General features: G+C 71.6%; 18 protein-coding genes and 1 riboswitch. Of the genes, 7 read left to right on the forward strand and 11 right to left on the reverse strand.

Going from position 1 to position 17,953, the window contains the following annotated elements; all coding sequences use genetic code 11:
- The first annotated feature begins 9 nt into the window (after positions 1-9).
- From ACFWW8_RS12255 to ACFWW8_RS12280, 6 genes are all read left to right on the forward strand, one after another.
- Positions 10-1,101 (forward strand): LOG family protein, encoded by a 1,092-nt coding sequence (locus ACFWW8_RS12255; RefSeq protein ID WP_386527138.1) that lies wholly within the window; start codon positions 10-12, stop codon positions 1,099-1,101.
- 81 nt (positions 1,102-1,182) lie between these two features.
- A complete protein-coding gene (locus ACFWW8_RS12260; RefSeq protein WP_386527140.1) occupies positions 1,183-2,088 on the forward strand; it encodes a hypothetical protein in 906 nt (301 codons plus the stop codon).
- A 99-nt stretch (positions 2,089-2,187) separates the two neighbouring features.
- Entirely contained in the window at positions 2,188-2,793 is a 606-nt protein-coding gene (locus tag ACFWW8_RS12265) for a hypothetical protein (protein ID WP_386527143.1), read from the forward strand.
- 81 nt (positions 2,794-2,874) lie between these two features.
- A complete protein-coding gene (locus ACFWW8_RS12270; protein ID WP_386527145.1) occupies positions 2,875-3,114 on the forward strand; it encodes a ferredoxin in 240 nt (79 codons plus the stop codon).
- Positions 3,111-4,505 (forward strand): NAD(P)/FAD-dependent oxidoreductase, encoded by a 1,395-nt coding sequence (locus ACFWW8_RS12275; protein ID WP_386527147.1) that lies wholly within the window; start codon positions 3,111-3,113, stop codon positions 4,503-4,505. The genes ACFWW8_RS12270 and ACFWW8_RS12275 overlap by 4 nt, the downstream gene beginning before the upstream one ends.
- Positions 4,506-4,545: 40 nt before the next feature.
- A complete protein-coding gene (locus ACFWW8_RS12280; protein WP_386527149.1) occupies positions 4,546-5,790 on the forward strand; it encodes a cytochrome P450 in 1,245 nt (414 codons plus the stop codon).
- A gap of 22 nt (positions 5,791-5,812) precedes the next feature.
- On the opposite strand, the gene ACFWW8_RS12285 is transcribed toward ACFWW8_RS12280, so the two are convergent.
- The 9 genes from ACFWW8_RS12285 to rpsB form a co-directional block, all read right to left on the reverse strand.
- Positions 5,813-6,835 (reverse strand): ABC transporter ATP-binding protein, encoded by a 1,023-nt coding sequence (locus tag ACFWW8_RS12285; RefSeq protein WP_386527151.1) that lies wholly within the window; start codon positions 6,833-6,835, stop codon positions 5,813-5,815.
- Complete coding sequence (locus tag ACFWW8_RS12290) at positions 6,835-8,451, reverse strand: ABC transporter permease (protein ID WP_386527154.1); 1,617 nt, start codon at positions 8,449-8,451, stop codon at positions 6,835-6,837. Before ACFWW8_RS12290 ends, ACFWW8_RS12285 begins: the two co-directional genes overlap by 1 nt.
- 95 nt (positions 8,452-8,546) lie before the next feature.
- The gene (locus ACFWW8_RS12295; protein WP_386527157.1) at positions 8,547-9,644 is read right to left on the reverse strand and encodes a thiamine ABC transporter substrate binding subunit; all 1,098 of its coding nucleotides are present in this window, start codon (positions 9,642-9,644) and stop codon (positions 8,547-8,549) included.
- A gap of 84 nt (positions 9,645-9,728) precedes the next feature.
- A riboswitch (TPP riboswitch) is annotated at positions 9,729-9,837 on the reverse strand.
- Positions 9,838-9,894: 57 nt separating this feature from the next.
- On the reverse strand, positions 9,895-11,007 hold the full coding sequence (gene rlmN / locus ACFWW8_RS12300; protein WP_386527160.1) for a 23S rRNA (adenine(2503)-C(2))-methyltransferase RlmN: 1,113 nt from the start codon (positions 11,005-11,007) through the stop codon (positions 9,895-9,897).
- A gap of 75 nt (positions 11,008-11,082) precedes the next feature.
- Entirely contained in the window at positions 11,083-12,153 is a 1,071-nt protein-coding gene (locus tag ACFWW8_RS12305; RefSeq protein WP_386527163.1) for a phosphatidate cytidylyltransferase, read from the reverse strand.
- A complete protein-coding gene (frr, locus tag ACFWW8_RS12310) occupies positions 12,153-12,710 on the reverse strand; it encodes a ribosome recycling factor (RefSeq protein WP_383800871.1) in 558 nt (185 codons plus the stop codon). Before frr ends, ACFWW8_RS12305 begins: the two co-directional genes overlap by 1 nt.
- 80 nt (positions 12,711-12,790) lie before the next feature.
- Positions 12,791-13,570 (reverse strand): UMP kinase, encoded by a 780-nt coding sequence (gene pyrH, locus ACFWW8_RS12315; RefSeq protein ID WP_386527166.1) that lies wholly within the window; start codon positions 13,568-13,570, stop codon positions 12,791-12,793.
- 162 nt (positions 13,571-13,732) lie between these two features.
- Positions 13,733-14,569, reverse strand: coding sequence for a translation elongation factor Ts (tsf, locus tag ACFWW8_RS12320; protein WP_383931594.1), 837 nt, complete (start codon positions 14,567-14,569; stop codon positions 13,733-13,735).
- Between the two features lie 135 nt (positions 14,570-14,704).
- Entirely contained in the window at positions 14,705-15,619 is a 915-nt protein-coding gene (rpsB, locus tag ACFWW8_RS12325) for a 30S ribosomal protein S2 (protein WP_386527169.1), read from the reverse strand.
- Positions 15,620-15,868: 249 nt separating this feature from the next.
- Here rpsB and ACFWW8_RS12330 point away from each other — a divergent pair, with 249 nt between their 5' ends.
- Positions 15,869-16,348 (forward strand): M23 family metallopeptidase, encoded by a 480-nt coding sequence (locus ACFWW8_RS12330; RefSeq protein WP_386527171.1) that lies wholly within the window; start codon positions 15,869-15,871, stop codon positions 16,346-16,348.
- A gap of 18 nt (positions 16,349-16,366) precedes the next feature.
- Here ACFWW8_RS12330 and ACFWW8_RS12335 read toward each other — a convergent pair whose 3' ends face one another.
- Together ACFWW8_RS12335 and whiG are read right to left on the reverse strand one after the other, a co-directional pair.
- Complete coding sequence (locus tag ACFWW8_RS12335) at positions 16,367-16,924, reverse strand: TetR/AcrR family transcriptional regulator (RefSeq protein WP_386527564.1); 558 nt, start codon at positions 16,922-16,924, stop codon at positions 16,367-16,369.
- Positions 16,925-16,976: 52 nt separating this feature from the next.
- Entirely contained in the window at positions 16,977-17,813 is an 837-nt protein-coding gene (whiG, locus tag ACFWW8_RS12340; RefSeq protein ID WP_386527173.1) for an RNA polymerase sigma factor WhiG, read from the reverse strand.
- Between the last annotated feature and the right edge of the window lie 140 nt (positions 17,814-17,953).

Below are 17,953 nucleotides of genomic sequence, written 5' to 3' on the forward strand. Positions count from 1 at the left end.
GTGGGCCGAATGGTCAACGCAGACATCGAGATCGAGACGCTCGACGAATTCGACCGGGTCGCCGCCCGGGGCTCGCTGAGCGGCTACCGGATCCAGTCCGTCAACCTGCTGGAGCGGACGTTCGCCCTGCTGGCCGCCGACACCTCGGCGGCCGTGTTCCTGGGCTGCGCGATGGAGCCCGACGCGTCGGCGAAGGTCCGCGCGGACGGCGCCCTGGTCTACCCGCCCGTCCCGGATCTGCCGTTCAACCCCTACCGGGGGCTGCTGTACACGCCGGACGAGCTGTTCGCCGGTCTGCCCTCCGGCTACGAGGCCACCCCGGACGCCCTGGCGTACGACTGGTTCCAGGAGACCAAGGCGGACGGCGACGTCTTCTCCTCGATGCTGCGCTCGATCCACGACGACGCGGTCTCCGACGCCCTCGACGAGCACCTCGCGGGTGCCCGGGTCGTGGGCGTCATGGGCGGCCACGCCATGTCCCGCGGCGGTGGGGACTACCGGGGCGCCGCGGAGCTCGGCCGGACGCTGGCCCGCTCCGGCCTCACGGTGGCCACCGGCGGCGGCCCCGGCGCGATGGAGGCCGCGAACCTGGGCGCGTACCTGGCCCCGGCGCCGGACGAGGCGCTCCCGGAGGCCCTGGAGATGCTGTCGAAGGCCCCGTCCTTCAACCCGTCGGTGTCCGACTGGGCCGGGGCGGCCTTCGCCGTACGGGAACGCTGGCCCGGAGGCGGCGACTCGGTGGGCATCCCCACCTGGTTCTACGGGCACGAGCCGCCGAACCCGTTCGCCGGGCACATCGCGAAGTACTTCGCGAACGCCACCCGCGAGGACGGGCTGCTGGCCCGGTCCACCGCGGGCGTGGTCTTCCTGCCGGGCGCCGCGGGCACCGTCCAGGAGGTCTTCGACAACGCGACGCCCAACTACTACACGTCGCGGGGCGAGCCGACCCCGATGGTCCTGGTCGACCGTACGCACTGGACGGAGCACCTGCCGGTGTGGCCGCTGCTCCGGGCACTGGCGCGCGGCCGTTCGATGGAGTCCCGGATCGCGCTGGTCGACTCGGTCGACGAGGTCCCGGCGGCGCTCGCGTCAATGCGCTGAGACTCGGAAGCAACTTCCCGGCCCGTTCTCACGTCTGGCAGTGGTACCGCAAAACCTGCCAGACGTGAACGGAGCCTTCGGGTGCTCATAGGCCTGCTGACCGCTGTCGCGGCGTCCATCTGCTACGGCACGGGATCCGTCCTGCAAGCCGTCGGGTCGCGCCGTGCCGCCCGGATGTCCCCGGCCTCGGCCGGGGTGACCGCGCACGGCGGACCGAATCTTTCGTCCACCGCGAAAGCCGCGATGACCTGGGAGTTCATCGTCGGCACCATCCTGGACTTCGTGGGCTTCGGGCTGGGCGCGCTGGCGGCCCGGATGCTGCCGCTGTTCCTCTCCCAGACGGTGATCAGTGCCAACCTGGTCGTGACCGCCGTGCTGAGCGTGAAGATGCTCGGCATCCGGCTGACCCGCAAGGAGTGGACCTCGATCGGCGTCGTCTGCGCGGCGCTGGTGCTGCTGGCGACGGCGGCCGGCCACGAGGGCGGCCACCACGCGCCGATGTCCACCCACTGGTGGCTGCTGGGGATCACGCTGTTCCTGATGGTGGGCGGCACCGTCGCCGTACGGCTCCTCGGCGGCGGGGCCGCGATCCTGGCCGGTCTGCTGTCGGGCCTCGGCTTCGGCGCGCTCGGCGTCGGCGTCCGCATCCTGGACGGGATCGACCCCTTCGACCTGGGCACCCTGCTCTCCGACCCGGCCCTCTACGCCATCCTGGCGGCGGGCTTCGGCGGCATGTACCTGCACACGGTCGCCCTGCAGATCGGCTCGGTGAACGGCGCGACCGCCGCCCTGGTCGTCGGCGAGACCGTCCTGCCGGGTGCCATCGGGGTGCTCTGGCTCGGCGACGCATCCCGGCCCGGTCTGGGCTGGCTGGCCGTCCTCGGATTCGTCCTGGCGGTGACGGGCGCGGTGGCGGTCGCCTGGTACGGCAAGCACGAGGGTGCCGAGGAGGAGGCCGAGCCCCCGGTCCCGGCGGCGGTCGCGTAGTCCGTCGGCCGTCCACCGTTCCCTCACCCGTGCGGCCTCCCCTGGTGGCGGCCGCACGGCCGCTGCCGCTTGCTGGACGGGGGAGAGAGTGAGGGGCCCGTGGAGACCACCAGCGCGCGGCTGCGTACGCCCGGGGCCGCCGGTGCCGCCGGCATCGCCTTCGCGGTGTTGCTCGGAGCGGCGATCGTCCTGATGCGGATCGCGATCCCGTCGTCCGACGGCGCCGACGCGGCCGTCGCCCCCGGCGACCGCTGGGCGGTGCGGACCGCCCTGGAGATCGTTCCGTTCGCCGGGATCTTCTTCCTGTGGTTCATGGGCGCTCTGCGCGCGCACGCCGGCGAGGCCGAGGACCGCTTCGTCTCCACCGTCTTCCTCGGCAGCGGCATCGTCTTCGTCGCGGCGCTGTTCGTCGCCGCGGCCGCTGCGGGCACCGTGCTCCAGGACGGCACCGACACCGAGTTCGGCCGCCACTACGCGTACACGGTCCTGACGACGTACGCGATGCGGATGGCGGCCGTGTTCGTCTTCGCGACCTCGACGATCGGCCGCCGCCTCGGGATCTTCCCGCGCCCGCTGGCGCTGCTGGGCTACGTCACGGGCCTGGTGCTGCTCGTCGTGGGCTCCGGAGTCCCCTGGTCCGAGCTGATCCTTCCGGCGTGGGCCCTGGTCGTGGGCCTGTACATCGTGCGGGTCGGCATCCGGTAGCGCGCTCCGTCACCCTCGCGCATGCTGAGGAGACGGATCGGGATCACTCGGGGAATCGGGCCACGGAAGGGCTGAAGACTCATGAGGCTCGTCGTCGACCTCAACCGCTGCCAGGGTTACGCCCAGTGCGCGTTCCTCGCTCCCGACGTGTTCGCCATGCACGGCGACGAGTCGCTGCTGTACGAGCCCGAGGCGCGGGAGGAGCACCGCGAGGACGTCGCGCGCGCCGTCGCCGCCTGCCCGGTGGGGGCGATCCTCGTCGAAGCGGCGCCCTCGGACGCCCCCGCCGCCCGCGTGCCGGTCTCCGGAGGCGCGCGGTGAGCGGTGACGGAACCCTGCAGTACCTCAGGCGCGAAGGCCGCATCGTGGTCGTCGGCGCCTCCCTCGCCGGCCTGCGGGCCGCCGAGACCATGCGGGAGAAGGGCTTCACCGGCTCGCTGACCATGATCGGCGACGAGCCGTACGAGCCGTACGACCGGCCCCCGCTGTCGAAGCAGGTCCTCCTGGGCAAGGCGGCCGCGGAGCACACCGCGCTCCCCCGCCGCCGGGAGATCGACGCCGAGTGGCGGCTCGGGGTCCCGGCCACCGGCCTGGACATGGCCGCGCGCCGGGTCAGGCTCGGAAACGGCGACGAGGTGGAGTACGACCGGCTGCTGATCGCCACCGGTGTGCGCGCGCGGCCCTGGCCGAACGAGGAGGAGGGCGCGCTCGACGGCGTCTTCGTCCTGCGCACCCGTGACGACGGAGCCGGACTGGAACGCGCCCTGTCGGCCGGCCCCCGCCGGGTCCTGGTCATCGGGGCCGGCTTCACCGGATCCGAGATCGCGTCCGCCTGCCGGGAGCGCGGCCTGCCCGTCACCGTCGCCGAACGGGGCGCCGCACCCCTGGTCGGCGCGCTCGGCGGGGTCATCGGTGAGGTCGCGGCCGGGATGCACCGCGAGAACGGCGTCGACCTGCGCACCGGGGTCATGGTGACCGGTCTGGAGGGCGACCCCGCCGGACGGGTCCGCGCCGCCCACCTCTCGGACGGCGAGACGATCGAGGCCGACGTGGTGGTGGTCTCGCTCGGCGCCCAGCGCAACACCGAATGGCTGTCCGGGTCGGGGCTGGGCGCCGGTCCCCGGGGCATCGCCTGCGACGCGGGCTGCCGCGCCTTCGACATCCGGGGCATCGTCACCGACGACATCTTCGTCGCGGGTGACGTGGCACGCTCCCCGCACGCGCTCTTCGGGTACCAGTTCCTGTCCCTGGAGCACTGGGGCAACGCCGTCGCGCAGGCCGAGACGGCCGCGCACAACATGCTCAGCGAGAGCGCCGACCGCCTCCCGCACCTGTGGGTGCCGGGGTTCTGGTCCTCGCAGTTCGGCGTGAACATCAAGTCCGTCGGGGTCCCGCCGATGGGTACCGAGATCATGATCACGCAGGGTTCCCGTGAGGAGCGCCGGTTCGCCGCCGTGTACGGCTACCAGGGCCGCGTGATCGCCGCGGTGACCTTCGACAACTGCCGCTGGCTGCCCTTCTACCAGCAGCAGATCGAGACGGGGGCGCCGTTCCCGGTGCCGTTCCAGACCGTGGACCGCAGGCCGGAGGGGCACAAGCCGGTGTCCGCGGACTTCCCGGACCCCTCGGTGCCCACCCACGGGCCGACCATCACCCTCAGCGGCTACTCGCCGGCCGACCGCAAGATGACGTTCATCCCCGCGCACCACTGACCCCGGCGCGCCCTCCTCCGAGGACACACGAGGACCTGTCATGAGCCAAGCCATCCTGCGGGAGATCATCGATTACGCGCACCGCGCCGATCCGTATCCGCTGTACGAGGAGCTCCGCAGGACGCCGGTGTCCCACGAGGGGGACGGCCCGTACGTGATCAGTACGTACTACGAGATCCAGAGCCTCCTGCACGACCCGCGCGTCAGCTCCGACTCCCGCAACCTGAAGCAGACGGGCGACGACCCGCTGGGGCAGGGGTCGCCGGAGGAGACGGCGCTGCCCCCGTCCTTCCTCAAGCTCGACCCGCCGGACCACGACCGGCTGCGGCGCATGACGAACCGGCCGTTCGGCCCGCCGCACTCCCCGCGCACGGTCCACGACATGCGCGGGGAGCTCCACGGGATCGTCGGCGGCCTGATCGACCGCATCGCCGCCACCGGCTCGTTCGGCCGGGTGGACCTGGTCGACCAGTTCGCCTACCCGTTCCCGGTGTCCGTCATCTGCCGGCTGCTGGGGGTGCCGCCCGCGGACGAGCCGCGGTTCCACGTCTGGGCGGAGGCCATCGCGGCCAGCCTGGACCCCGACCCGGACGCGGACCCGTCCGAGCGCGGCAAGAGCTCGACGGACGCCCGGATGGAACTCGGCATGTACCTGGCCGGGCTGATCGAGGAGCGCCGCAAGAACCCGGGCGAGGACATGCTGTCCCAGCTGGCGACCGCGGACGGCCCGGACGGGTCCATGACCACGATGGAGGCGCTCAGCACCGCGGCGCTCCTGCTGATCGCCGGCCACGAGACCACGGTCAACCTGATCACCAACGGCATGCTGACCCTGCTGCGCCACCCGGAGGTGCTGGCCCGGCTGCGCGAGGACCCGGCCCTGTCCGTCCCCGTCGTGGAGGAGCTGCTGCGCTTCGAGCCCCCGGTGCAGCTGATCCCGCACCGCACCACACTGGCGGACATCGAGGTGGCCGGCGTCCCCATCCCCAAGGGCGCGTCCCTGTGGCTGATCCTGGCCTCCGGCAACCGGGACCCGAAGCGGTTCCCGGACCCGGACCGCTTCGACCCGGACCGCGAGGACATCCAGCACCTCGGCCTCGGCAGCGGCATCCACAGCTGCTTCGGGGCCCCGCTGGCCCGGCAGGAGGCCCAGCTGGCCCTCAGTGAGCTGGCCCGCCGGCTGGAGAACCCCCGCCTGCTGCAGGACCCGCCCCCGTACCGGCAGAACGCGGTCCTGCGCGGACCCCGGCACCTGCCGATCGCCTGTGACGGCATCCGCCCCTGAGGCCCACTCGGGCGGCGCCCGGTCAGGCCGCCGGCAGGACGACCACCTCGTCCGGGGCGAAGGCCACCGTGACGCGGTCGCCGACCGCGGGAGCCCCGGCCAGGCCGCACTCCGCCTCCAGCGCCGGACCCGCCTCCGGGCGCAGCAGCAGCGCGACGTGCGTGCCCCGGAAGGTACGGGACTCCACCGCACACCGCAGGCCGTCGTCCGTCAGCAGGACACCGGCCGGGCGGATCAGGACCTGCCGCTCCCCCTCCGCCGTGCCCTCCGGGACGGGCACCTTGCCCCAGGGGGTGGCGGCGACGCCCGCGGAGACCGTCGCCGGCACCACGTTCTCGAACCCGAGGAAGCGTGCCACGAACTCCGAGGCCGGCCGCTGCCACACCTCCAGCGGGGTCCCCGCCTGCGCGATCCGCCCGTCCCGCATCACCACGACGCGGTCGGCCAGCGCGAACGCCTCCCCCTGGTCGTGCGTGACGGCGAGCACCGTCGTCCCCAGCCGGGAGAACAGTCCCTGGAGCTCCACCACGAGCCGCTCCCGCAGCCCGCGGTCGAGCTGCCCCAGCGGCTCGTCCAGCATCAGCAGCCTGGGCGACGGCGCCAGCGCCCGGGCCAGCGCGACCCGTTGCTGCTCCCCGCCGGACAGGGAGGCGACCGCGCGGCCCTGCGCCCCGGGCAGGCCGACGAGCTCCAGCAGCTCCGTGACCCGGCTCGTGCACTCGCCGCGCCCGGAGCCCCGCATCCGCAGGCCGAAGGCGACGTTCCCGCCGACGTCCCGGTGCGGGAAGAGCTGGTGGTCCTGGAACATCAGGCCCACCCCGCGCCGGTGTACGGGTACGCCCGCCTGGTCGGCGCCGTCCAGCAGCACCCGGCCGTCCGAGACCCGCTGGAGTCCCGCGACGACCCGCAGCAGGGTGGACTTCCCGCTCCCGCTCGGTCCCAGCACGCACACGATCTCGTGCTCGGCGACCGCGAGGTCCACGCGGTCCACGACCGCGCGCTCGCCGAAGCGGACCGACACCCCGTCCAGCTGAAGCAGTGTCATCAGAACTCTCCGGAGGTCTTGTCGGGCCGCAGTCGCTCCAGCGCCAGCAGGGACACCGCACACACCAGCATCAGGATCGTGCTCAGGGCCATCGCCTGCCCGTAGTTCAGCTCGCCGGCCCGCCCCAGGAGCCGCGCCACGGCCACCGGAAGCGTCGGCTGGTCCGGCCGCGCGATGAACACGGTCGCCCCGAACTCCCCCAGCGACACCGCGAAGGCGAAGCCCGCCGCGATCAGCAGCGCCCTCCGCACCAGCGGCAGGTCCACCTCCCGCCAGGCCCGCAGCGGGGACGCCCCGAGCACGGCGGCGGCCTCTCGCAGCCGGGCGTCCACGGCCCGCAGCACCGGCAGCATGGTCCGTACGACGAACGGCACACCGACCAGCGCCTGTGCCAGCGGCACCAGGATCCACGAGGTCCGCAGGTCCAGCGGTGGCTCGTCCAGGGTGATCAGGAAGCCGAAGCCCACCGTCACCGCGGACACCCCGAGCGGCAGCATCAGCAGCGCGTCGAAGCCCCGCACGAAGCGGCCCGCGCGGCGGGTCAGCGCCGCGGCCGCCAGCCCCCCGACGACCAGGGCGATGGCGGTGGCGGCCAGCGCGTACTCCAGGGAGTTCCCGATCGCCTCCAGCGGCGGCACCAGGAAGGTCCCGCCCCCGGACCCCTCGTCCTGGAGCGCCCGGTAGAAGGCGAGGCCGTACCCGCCGGGGGTGTCGAAGGACCGCTCGACCAGCACCCCGAGCGGGAGGACGATCAGCAGGACCACCGTCAGCAGCACCCCGCCCAGCAGGGAGCGCTGCGCCCAGCCGCGCGGCGGGTGCGCGGTCCGCCCTGGATCGACGAGCCGCAGGGCGGTCTCCCGCTTGCGCACGGTCCGGGCGTGGACGGCGAGGATCAGGCCGACCGCCGCGAACTGCACCATCGTCAGCACGGCGGCGGTGGGCAGGTCCAGCAGCTGCGCGGTCTGCCGGTAGACCTCCACCTCCAGGGTGGAGTACGCGGGCCCGCCCAGGATCTGCACGACCCCGAAGGAGGTGAAGGTGAACAGGAACACCATCAGCGACGCGGCGGCCACCGACGGGGCCAGCGCGGGCAGCGTCACCCGCCGCCAGGCGGCGAACCGCCCGGCGCCCAGCACCCGGGCGGCCTCCTCCTGGCGGGGATCGAGCTGCGCCCAGAGCCCGCCCACGGTCCGTACGACCACGGCGTAGTTGAAGAAGACGTGGGCCAGCAGGATGGCCCACACGGTGGTGTCGAGCCGGACGCCCCACAGCTCGTCCAGCAGCCCGCCCCGGCCGACCAGCGCCAGGAAGGCGGTCCCGACGACCACGGTCGGCAGGACGAACGGCACGGTGACCACGGCCCGCAGCAGCTGCTTGCCGGGGAAGTCGAAGCGCGCGAAGGCGTACGCGCCGGGGAGCGCGATCAGCAGCGTGAGCGCCGTGGAGGCGAGCGCCTGCCAGGTGGTGAACCACAGCACTTCGGCGATGTCGGGCCGGGCCAGCACCTCGCCGATCCGGCCGAACCGCCAGCCCGCGTCCGTGGTGAGCCCGCGCCCGACGATCGCGCCGACGGGGTAGGCGAAGAACAGCCCGAAGAAGGCGAGGGGCACGGCCATCAGGCCGAGCCGTACGGCCGTGGCCCGGCCGCCCTCGCGGGGAGCGGGACCCGGCGCGGCGCCCCCCGACGCCGCCCCCGGGCCCGCCGGCGTTCCTACCTCACGACGAGCGAGGACCATGCCTTGACCCACTGCTCACGGTTCTCGGCGATGGTCTCCGGAGCCACGACCTCGGGCTTCTCGACCACCACACCGTGCTTCGTGAACAGCTCCGGCAGGACCGCGTCCTTCGTCACCGGGTTCACGAACATCTGGAGCGGCATGTCCTCCTGGAACTTCTTGCTGATCAGGAAGTCCAGGAGCGCCTTGCCGCCCGCCTCGTTCTTCGCGCCCTTGAGCAGGCCCGCGAACTCGATCTGGCGGAAGCACGTGCCGGTGGCGACGCCCGTGGGGGCCTCGGCCGGCTGCGGCTCCCCGTACAGCACCTCGACCGGCGGGCTGGAGGCGTAGGAGACGACCAGCGGGCGGTCGCCCTTGGCCTTCTTGCCGCCCGCCGAGCCGGAGAAGCGCTCGTTGTAGGCCTGCTCCCAGCCGTCGACGACCTCGACGCCGTTGGCCTTGAGCTTGCTCCAGTAGTCCTTCCAGCCCTCTTCGCCGTACTTGCCGACGGAGGCGAGGAGGAAGCCGAGGCCGGGTGAGGAGGTCGCGGCGTTCTCGGTGACCAGCAGGTCCTTGTACTCCGGCTTGATCAGGTCGTCCAGCGTCTGCGGCGGGGCGATCTTCTTGTCGGCGAAGTACTGCTTGTCGTAGTTGACGCAGACGTCACCGGAGTCGACCGGCGTGACCCGGTGCTCCTTGTCGAGCCGGTACTCCGGCTTCACGTCGCCCAGGCCCTTGGCCTCGTACGGGGTGAAGATGCCGTTGTCGAGGGCGCGCGAGAGCAGGGTGTTGTCGACGCCGAAGAAGACGTCGCCGCGCGGGGAGCCCTTGGTGAGGATCTCCTGGTTGAGCGCCGCGCCCGCGTCTCCGGACTTCAGCTTCTTGACGGTGTAGCCGCTCTCCTGCTCGAACTCCCTCAGGACCGCGTCGGTCACGTTGAAGGAGTCGTGCGAGACGAGGGTGACGGTCTTGGCCGCGGGGACGTCGCCGGCGCCCGCGGACGTGTCCTTGGCTTCGCCGCCGCAGGCGCTGAGCGTGGTCACGCCCAGCGCGGCCGCGAGCGCGGCGCCCGCGATCTTCTTGGTGGTGCTCACTGGTCAATTCCTCCTGGGATGTCCAGGAGAAGACGCGGCCCTGCCCGGCGCTCTGCGGAGCGGACGCCGGGCAGGGCGCAACAGCTTGAGTGGTGACCGAACTTCCTACCCCGAATGACCGGGGCGAGGTTCAGAGGGTCTGCGGTGACGGTTACCGCACTCTCAGCGCTGTGGCGCTCCCCTGTCGGAATATTAAGTTGGTTCGGCCACAGGGTACCCCGTGGCCGAATACGATCGAACAGAAGAGGGGCTAGCGCTCCGAGGCGGCCAGCTGGCCGCACGCGCCGTCGATCTCCTGGCCGCGGGTGTCCCGTACGGTCACGGGGACGCCGTGCCGGGCGATCGCCTCCACGAAGGCCTTCTCGTCCTCGGGCCGCGAGGCGGTCCACTTCGAGCCCGGCGTCGGGTTCAGCGGGATCAGGTTGACGTGGACGCGCTTGCCCTTGAGCAGCTTGCCCAGCAGGTCGCCGCGCCAGGCCTGGTCGTTGATGTCGCGGATCAGTGCGTACTCGATGGAGATCCGGCGGCCGGACTTCTCCGCGTACTCCCAGGCCGCGCCGAGCACCTCGCGGACGTTCCAGCGGGTGTTCACGGGCACCAGGGTGTCGCGCAGCTCGTCGTCCGGCGCGTGCAGGGAGACCGCGAGCCGGCACTTGAAGCCCTCGTCGGCGAAGCGCAGCATGGCCGGAACCAGTCCCACGGTGGAGACGGTGATGCCGCGCTGAGACAGGCCCAGGCCGTCGGGCTCCGGGTCGGTGAGCCGGCGGATGGCGCCGACGACGCGGTTGTAGTTGGCCAGCGGCTCGCCCATCCCCATGAAGACGATGTTGGAGAGCCGGGCCGGTCCGCCCGGGACCTCGCCGTCGCGCAGGGCGCGCATGCCGTCGACGATCTGGTGCACGATCTCGGCGGTGGACAGGTTGCGGTCCAGCCCGGCCTGGCCGGTCGCGCAGAACGGGCAGTTCATGCCGCAGCCGGCCTGCGAGGAGATGCACATGGTGACCCGGTCGGGGTAGCGCATCAGCACGGACTCGACGAGCGTGCCGTCGTGCAGCTTCCACAGGGTCTTGCGGGTGGTGTCGTCGTCGCACGAGATGTGTCGCAGGACGTTCATCAGGTCCGGCAGCAGCTGGTCGCGGAGCTTCTCCCGGGATGCCGCGGGGATGTCCGTCCACTCGGCCGGGTCGTGCGCGTAGCGCGCGAAGTAGTGCTGGGAGAGCTGCTTGGCCCGGAACGGCTTCTCACCGATCGCGGCGACCGCCTCGCGGCGCTCGGCCGGGGTCATGTCGGCAAGGTGCCGGGGCGGCTTCTTGGCGCCCCGAGGGGTGACGAAGGTGAGCTCTCCCGGAACAGGGCGGGCCATGGCAGGTACTCCTCGTAAGACGAAAGGCGCGCCGCAGAAGCAGCGCGCCTTTCAAGGGTAACCGCCCGGGCGGTATCAGCCCGTGCCGACGAAGGCCGCCAGCAGCAGCCAGACCACCGGGGCGGTCGGCAGCAGGGAGTCCAGCCGGTCCATGATGCCGCCGTGACCCGGCAGCAGCGTGCCCATGTCCTTGATGCCCAGGTCCCGCTTGATCATCGACTCGCCCAGGTCGCCGAGGGTGGCGCTGACGGCCACGGCCAGACCCATCAGCAGGCCCTGCCACCAGGCGCCGCCGTCGATGAGGAACTCCATGCACAGCGCGCCGGCGGCCATCGCGAAGGCCACCGCGCCGAGCAGCCCCTCGCGGGTCTTCCCGGGGCTGATGCGCGGGGCGAGCTTGGTCTTGCCGAAGCGCCAGCCGACCGCGTACGCCCCGGTGTCGCTGACCACGGTCAGCAGCAGGAAGGTGATCACCCGCTGCGGTCCGTCGTCGGCGGTGAGCAGCATCGTGACGAACGTCGCCAGGAAGGGCACGTAGAACGCGGCGAAGACGCCCGCCGTGACGTCCTTGAGGTAGCCCTCGGGCGGTTCGGTCATCCGCCAGACCAGGATCGACAGCGCGGTCAGGGCCATGGCGACCCAGGCGCCCTCGGCCCCCCGGACGTACCCGGCGATGATCATGGCTGCGCCGCCGACCGCGAGCGGTACGAGGGGCGCCTTGATGCCCTTCTTCTCCTGGAGCCGGGAGGTGAGCTCCCACAGGCCCACGACGACCGCGACGACGACGACGCCGACGAACACGGCCTTGACGATCAGCAGCGAGGCGAAGATGACCGCGCCGAGGCCGACACCGACCCCTATGGCGGCACGCAGATCCCGCCCCGCGCGCTTCTTCGGCGGCGGGGACGAGGCGGCCTGCGGGGCCTGCGGGGGCGGGGGGCTGGGCATGGGCTCCTGCGGCGGCGTCTCGGCGCGGATCGGGGGGCCGCCGAAAGCGGCGGCCCCCCGATCGCGTGCTTCCCGGTCGTCGAAGTCACGGCCGGCGGCATCGGGCACGATGGGCATGGGCCGAGTGTGCGGGCCCACCAGCGCATCGTATGCGGGACCCGCCGGAACCGGCTCCGTGGCCCAGGGAGAGTCGTTCATCAGACCTCGAGGAGCTCGGCTTCCTTGTGCTTGAGCAGCTCGTCCACCTGCGCGACGTACTTCGCGGTGGTGTCGTCGAGCTCCTTCTCGGCGCGGCGCACCTCGTCCTCGCCGGCTTCCTTGTCCTTGACCAGCTTGTCAAGGGCGTCCTTCGCCTTGCGGCGGACGGCACGCAGGGAGATCTTGGAGTCCTCGGCCTTGGTCCGCGCGACCTTGATGTACTCCTTGCGGCGGTCCTGCGTCAGCTCGGGGAAGGTGACCCGGATGATGCTGCCGTCGTTGCTCGGGTTGACACCGAGGTCGGAGTCGCGGATGGCCTGCTCGATGTTGCGCAGGGCGCTCTTGTCGAACGGCGTCACGATCGCCATGCGCGGCTCGGGCACCGAGAACGACGCGAGCTGGTTGATGGGCGTGATGGCGCCGTAGTAGTCGGCCACGATCTTGTTGAACATCGCCGGGTGCGCACGACCGGTGCGAATCGCGGCGAAGTCCTCCTTGGCGACGACGACGGCCTTTTCCATCTTCTCCTCGGCCTCGAGGAGGATCTCTTCGGTCACCACGTGCTCCTGCATGTCAGATATGGATGGTTCAGGCGGGCGGGGCGGACGGGGCGGGGTCGTGGGCGGCGGCGGACCGCTCAGGCCCGGGTTCCCTGGTCACTGACGAGCGTGCCGATCTTCTCACCCCGGACGGCGCGGGCGATGTTGCCCTCGGCGAGCAGTTCGAAGACCAGGATCGGCAGCTTGTTGTCGCGGCACAGCGTGATGGCGGTGGCGTCGGCGACCTTGAGGTCGCGCGAAAGCACCTCGCTGTACTCGAGCGCGTCGAACTTCACCGCGTCCGGGTTCTTCTTCGGGTCCGAGTCGTAGACGCCGTCGACGCCGTTCTTGCCCATGAGCAGGGCTTCGGCGTCGATCTCCAGCGCACGCTGGGCGGCCGTGGTGTCGGTGGAGAAGTAGGGCATGCCCATGCCGGCGCCGAAGATGACCACGCGGCCCTTCTCCAGGTGGCGCACGGCGCGCAGCGGGATGTACGGCTCGGCGACCTGGCCCATGGTGATGGCGGTCTGCACGCGGGAGTCGATGCCCTCCTTCTCCAGGAAGTCCTGGAGGGCGAGGCAGTTCATGACCGTGCCCAGCATGCCCATGTAGTCGGACCGCGCCCGGTCCATGCCGCGCTGCTGGAGCTCGGCACCGCGGAAGAAGTTGCCACCGCCGATCACGATGGCGATCTCCGCGCCGTCGCGGACGACCGCGGCGATCTCGCGCGCGATGGCGTGGACCACGTCGGGATCGACGCCCAGTCCTCCGCCACCGGAGAAGGCCTCGCCCGACAGCTTCAGCATGAAGCGGCGGCCCTTCTTGTGCTGGTCGCTCTTGTCGTCGGATGCGGTGTGGTGGTCCACGCCCTGATTCATGGAGATCTCCTCGTGCACATACGAAGAAGGCCATTGCCGGTGGGTCCTCGCGGTTCCCTCTACGGCAATGGCCTCCTCGTCAGATCTGCGGTCGCCCAGCGCGAACGCGGACGACTGCTTCAGACCCTACCGGGGTCCGGTGTCCGTCGCGTACGGACGGACTCAGATGCCGACCTTGATGCGGCTGAAGCGCTTCAGGGTGACACCGGCCTCGTCCAGGACCTTCTGGACGGACTTCTTGTTGTCCAGCGCGTACGGCTGGCCGAGCAGCGTGGCGTCCTTGAAGAAGCCGTTGATGCGACCCTCGACGATCTTCGGCAGGGCGGCCTCGGGCTTGCCCTCCGCGCGGGTGACCTCTTCGGCGATGCGACGCTCGGACTCGACCTTCTCGGCCGGAACGTCTTCCTTGGAGAGCCACTGCGGGGCGAACGCGGCGATGTGCTGCGCGATGCCGCGGGCGACCTCGGCGTTCTCCTTGTCGAGCTCGACCAGGACGCCGATCTGGAACGGCAGGTCGGGCATCGTGCGGTGCATGTACGACGCGACGTAACCGCCCGTGAACTGCGCGAAGCGGTCCAGGACGATCTTCTCGCCGAGGTTGGCGTTGGCCTCGTCCACGAACGCCTGGACGGTCTTGCCGGCCTCGATCTCGGACGCGAGCAGCGCCTCGATGTCGGCGGGGGAGGTCGCGGCGACGTGGGCGGCCAGCTGGTTGGCGACGGCCAGGAACTTCTCGCCCTTGGCGACGAAGTCCGTCTCGCACTTCAGCTCGACGAGAACACCGGAGGTGTTGTCGTCGGCGATGAGGGAGACGACGGCACCGTTCTCGGCAGAGCGGCCCTCGCGCTTGGCGACGCCCTTCTGACCCTTGATCCGGAGCGCTTCCATGGCCTTGTCGACGTCACCGTCGGAGTCCACGAGCGCGTTCTTGCAGTCCATCATGCCGGCGCCGGTGAGCTCGCGGAGCTTCTTGACGTCAGCGGCGGTGTAGTTCGCCATGAGTCTGTGATTCTCTCTCGAAGTCGTAGATCTACGGGTGAACGGCGGAGGCGCCGCGCTCGTGGCGCGGCTCCCCCGCCGTCATCGTCCGTACCGGGAGTGCCCGGCGGGTGAACGCCGGGCCCCCTCAGTGGGTCAGGCCTGCTCGGTGTCGGCGGCCGGAGCCTCGACAACCTCGGCGTCGGCGGCCGGAGCCTCGACGACCTCGGCCTCGGCGGCGGGGGCCTCGGCAGCGGCCTCGGCCGGAGCGGCCTCGGCGTCGTCAGCCTTCTTGTCGCCCTCGAGCAGGTCGCGCTCCCACTCGGCGAGCGGCTCGGCGGCGGCCTTCTCGCCCGGCTTCGAGTCGCCGGTCGCGGCGCCGGAGCGGGCGATGAGGCCCTCGGCGACGGCGTCGGCGATCACGCGGGTGAGCAGGGTGACGGAGCGGATCGCGTCGTCGTTGCCCGGGATCTTGTAGTCGACCTCGTCGGGGTCGCAGTTGGTGTCGAGGATCGCGACGACCGGGATGTGGAGCTTGCGCGCCTCACCGACGGCGATGTGCTCCTTCTTGGTGTCGACGATCCAGACCGCGCTGGGGACCTTCGACATCTCGCGGATACCACCGAGGGTCTTCTCCAGCTTGATCTTCTCGCGGGAGAGGACCAGGAGCTCCTTCTTGGTGAGACCCGAGGCGGCGACGTCCTCGAAGTCGATCGCCTCAAGCTCCTTCAGACGCTGGAGGCGCTTGTAGACGGTGGAGAAGTTGGTGAGCATGCCACCCAGCCACCGCTGGTTGACGTACGGCATGCCAACGCGCGTCGCCTGCTCGGCGATGGCCTCCTGGGCCTGCTTCTTGGTACCGATGAACATGATGGAGCCGCCGTGCGCGACGGTCTCCTTCACGAACTCGTAGGCGCGGTCGATGTACGACAGCGACTGGAGCAGGTCGATGATGTAGATGCCGTTGCGCTCGGTGAAGATGAAGCGCTTCATCTTCGGGTTCCAGCGACGGGTCTGGTGACCGAAGTGGACGCCGCTTTCCAGCAGCTCCCGCATCGTTACGACGGCCATGGCCATCTCCTTGTTTTCTCGGTTTGGTTCCTGACGCCCCACCGCGTCCTGCCCCGCTGAGGGACCGAGAGACGCTGCCACCAGGCCGTTTCGGGCTGGTGCTGGGGCGTGCGAAGTCGACCCGGTGACCCGGATCGCCACAAGAAGTGTACGGGACCCGGCGGTATGCCGGGTGACGCCGTTGTCCACAGCCCGGGCCTTGTCCACAGGCCCCGGCGCGGCCGCCGGGCGCGCGGGACGCTGGGTCCCATGACGATCCTGACGACGCTGCTGTTCGCCCTGTTCCTGGCCCTGACGGGGGCCGCCGCCGCCCCCGGGGTCCGGCCGTTGCCCCCGCCCCTGACGGTTGCCCGCTGGTGGGACCCGCCCCCGACGCCGTACGCGGCCGGCCACCGCGGGGTGGACCTGTCCGCGCCGGTGGGCTCGGAGCTCCGCGCGGTGGCCGACGGCCGGGTGCACTACGCGGGACAGGTGGCCGGCCGGGGGGTCCTCTCCCTCGCGCTGGCGAACGGACTGCGAACGACCTACGAACCGGTGCGGCCCCTGGTCGCGGAGGGCAGGCTGGTCAGGGCCGGCCAGGTGGTGGCGGTCCTCACGGAGGGCTCCCACTGTCCGGCGCCGTGTCTGCACTGGGGGCTGCTGGCGGGCGAGACCTACCTGAACCCGCTGTCCCTGCTCCCCCGCCCGACCGTGCGGCTGCTCCCCTCCTCCGCGCCCGGCGGCCCCTGAGGGAGGCGCGGCCGGGACTCAGCCCCGGACGCCGCGCAGGGCCATGGCGACGGCGGCTTCCGCCACGACACCCGGGTCCTCGGCCGCGCCGAGCTCGATCCGGCGCACCGCCGCGTCGACGACGCCCTGCAGCAGCATCGCGGCCAGCCGGGGCTCCGCCTGCCCCAGGGCGGCCAGCGCCTCGACGATCATCGCCACCAGCCCGCCGTGCGCGGCACGGATCTTCTCCCGGGCCCCGGCGTCCAGCTCGCTGGCCGAGATGGCCACCACAGCCCGGTGCCGGCGGTCGCCCACCAGCGCCAACTGGCTGCGCACATAGGCCTCGATCTTCGCCTCGGGCGACTCGGCCCGCTCCATGGCGGCCTCGATCTCGGCGGCCCACACGGGGAAGTCCACCGCGCACAGCTCCTCGACCACGGCGGCTCGGGAGCGGAAGTACTCGTACACGGAGGACCGGGCGAGGCCGGTCCGCTCCGCGAGGGCGGGGAAGGTCAGCGCTTCCGTCCCGCCTTCGGACAGCAGGGAACGCGCGGCGTCCAACAGGGCGCCGCGCTGCATCGACCGGTGCTCGGCCACGGAGGCCGCTCGAATCCTGGGCACGCGTCCACTCTACGGAGGTCCCGCAAGCTCACCGCCCCACATCGGCCAGCTTCGCGCGCAGTTGCAGCACCGACTTGGTGTGGATCTGGCTGACGCGGCTCTCGGTGACGCCCAGCACGTTGCCGATCTCGGCCAGCGTGAGGCCCTCGTAGTAGTAGAGGGTGACCACCGTCTTCTCCCGCTCGGGCAGCGTGTTGATGGCCCGGGCCAGCAGGCGCCGCAGTTCGCGGTCCTCCGCGACCTCCACCGGGTCGTCGGCGGCCCGGTCCTCCAGGGTGTCCATCAGCGAGAGGCGGTCACCGCCCTCACCGCCGACGTGCAGGAGCTCCTCCAGGGCGACGACGTTCGCCAGGGACAGCTGACTGAAGACGGTGTGGAGGTCCTCCACGCCGATCCCCATCTCCCCCGCGACCTCGCTCTCGGTCGGGGTGCGCCGCAGCTGGGCCTCCAGCGTGGCGTAGGCGCGTTCCACGGCCCGGGCCTTCTGGCGGACCGAGCGGGGGATCCAGTCCAGGGCCCGCAGCTCGTCGATCATCGCGCCGCGGATCCGGGTGATCGCGTACGTCTCGAACTTGATCGACCGCTCGATGTCGAACTTCTCGATGGCGTCGATCAGGCCGAAGACCCCGGAGGAGACGAAGTCGGCCTGCTCCACGTTGGGCGGCAGGCCCACGCTGACGCGGCCCGCGACGTACTTCACCAGGGGCGAGTAGTGCAGGATCAGCTGCTCCCGCAGCCGCTCGTCGCCGGACTCCTTGTACGAGCGCCACAGCACCTCCAGGGACGAGGGTGCGGTGGACCGCACGCCGCCGCGGGCTGCGGGGGGCACCGCAGCGCGGTCAGACCCTGAGGTGTGCTGGGGCATGCTTCGCCTTTGCCGGAGCCGGATTCCTTGGGAGCGTAGCGTGACGGAACTGTCGCGGTGCGCGAAGAGTACGGGATCGCGCGGGGCCTGGACGGCGTCCCGACTCGCGCGGCCGACCCGGGACCGGCGCAGGGCGCACG

The sequence above is a fragment of the Streptomyces sp. NPDC058701 genome, from assembly GCF_042715295.1.
Classification (GTDB): Bacteria; Actinomycetota; Actinomycetes; order Streptomycetales; family Streptomycetaceae; genus Streptomyces.

Coding starts and splice junctions, on each gene's coding strand:
- ACFWW8_RS12255 (WP_386527138.1), top strand. CDS start 10: ATGGTCAACGCAGACATCGAGATCGAGACGCTCGACGAATTCGACCGG.
- ACFWW8_RS12270 (WP_386527145.1), top strand. CDS start 2,875: ATGAGGCTCGTCGTCGACCTCAACCGCTGCCAGGGTTACGCCCAGTGC.
- ACFWW8_RS12280 (WP_386527149.1), top strand. CDS start 4,546: ATGAGCCAAGCCATCCTGCGGGAGATCATCGATTACGCGCACCGCGCC.
- ACFWW8_RS12285 (WP_386527151.1), bottom strand. CDS start 6,835: ATGACACTGCTTCAGCTGGACGGGGTGTCGGTCCGCTTCGGCGAGCGC.
- ACFWW8_RS12290 (WP_386527154.1), bottom strand. CDS start 8,451: ATGGCCGTGCCCCTCGCCTTCTTCGGGCTGTTCTTCGCCTACCCCGTC.
- rlmN (WP_386527160.1), bottom strand. CDS start 11,007: ATGGCCCGCCCTGTTCCGGGAGAGCTCACCTTCGTCACCCCTCGGGGC.
- ACFWW8_RS12305 (WP_386527163.1), bottom strand. CDS start 12,153: ATGAACGACTCTCCCTGGGCCACGGAGCCGGTTCCGGCGGGTCCCGCA.
- pyrH (WP_386527166.1), bottom strand. CDS start 13,570: ATGAATCAGGGCGTGGACCACCACACCGCATCCGACGACAAGAGCGAC.
- tsf (WP_383931594.1), bottom strand. CDS start 14,569: ATGGCGAACTACACCGCCGCTGACGTCAAGAAGCTCCGCGAGCTCACC.
- rpsB (WP_386527169.1), bottom strand. CDS start 15,619: ATGGCCGTCGTAACGATGCGGGAGCTGCTGGAAAGCGGCGTCCACTTC.
- ACFWW8_RS12330 (WP_386527171.1), top strand. CDS start 15,869: ATGACGATCCTGACGACGCTGCTGTTCGCCCTGTTCCTGGCCCTGACG.
- whiG (WP_386527173.1), bottom strand. CDS start 17,813: ATGCCCCAGCACACCTCAGGGTCTGACCGCGCTGCGGTGCCCCCCGCA.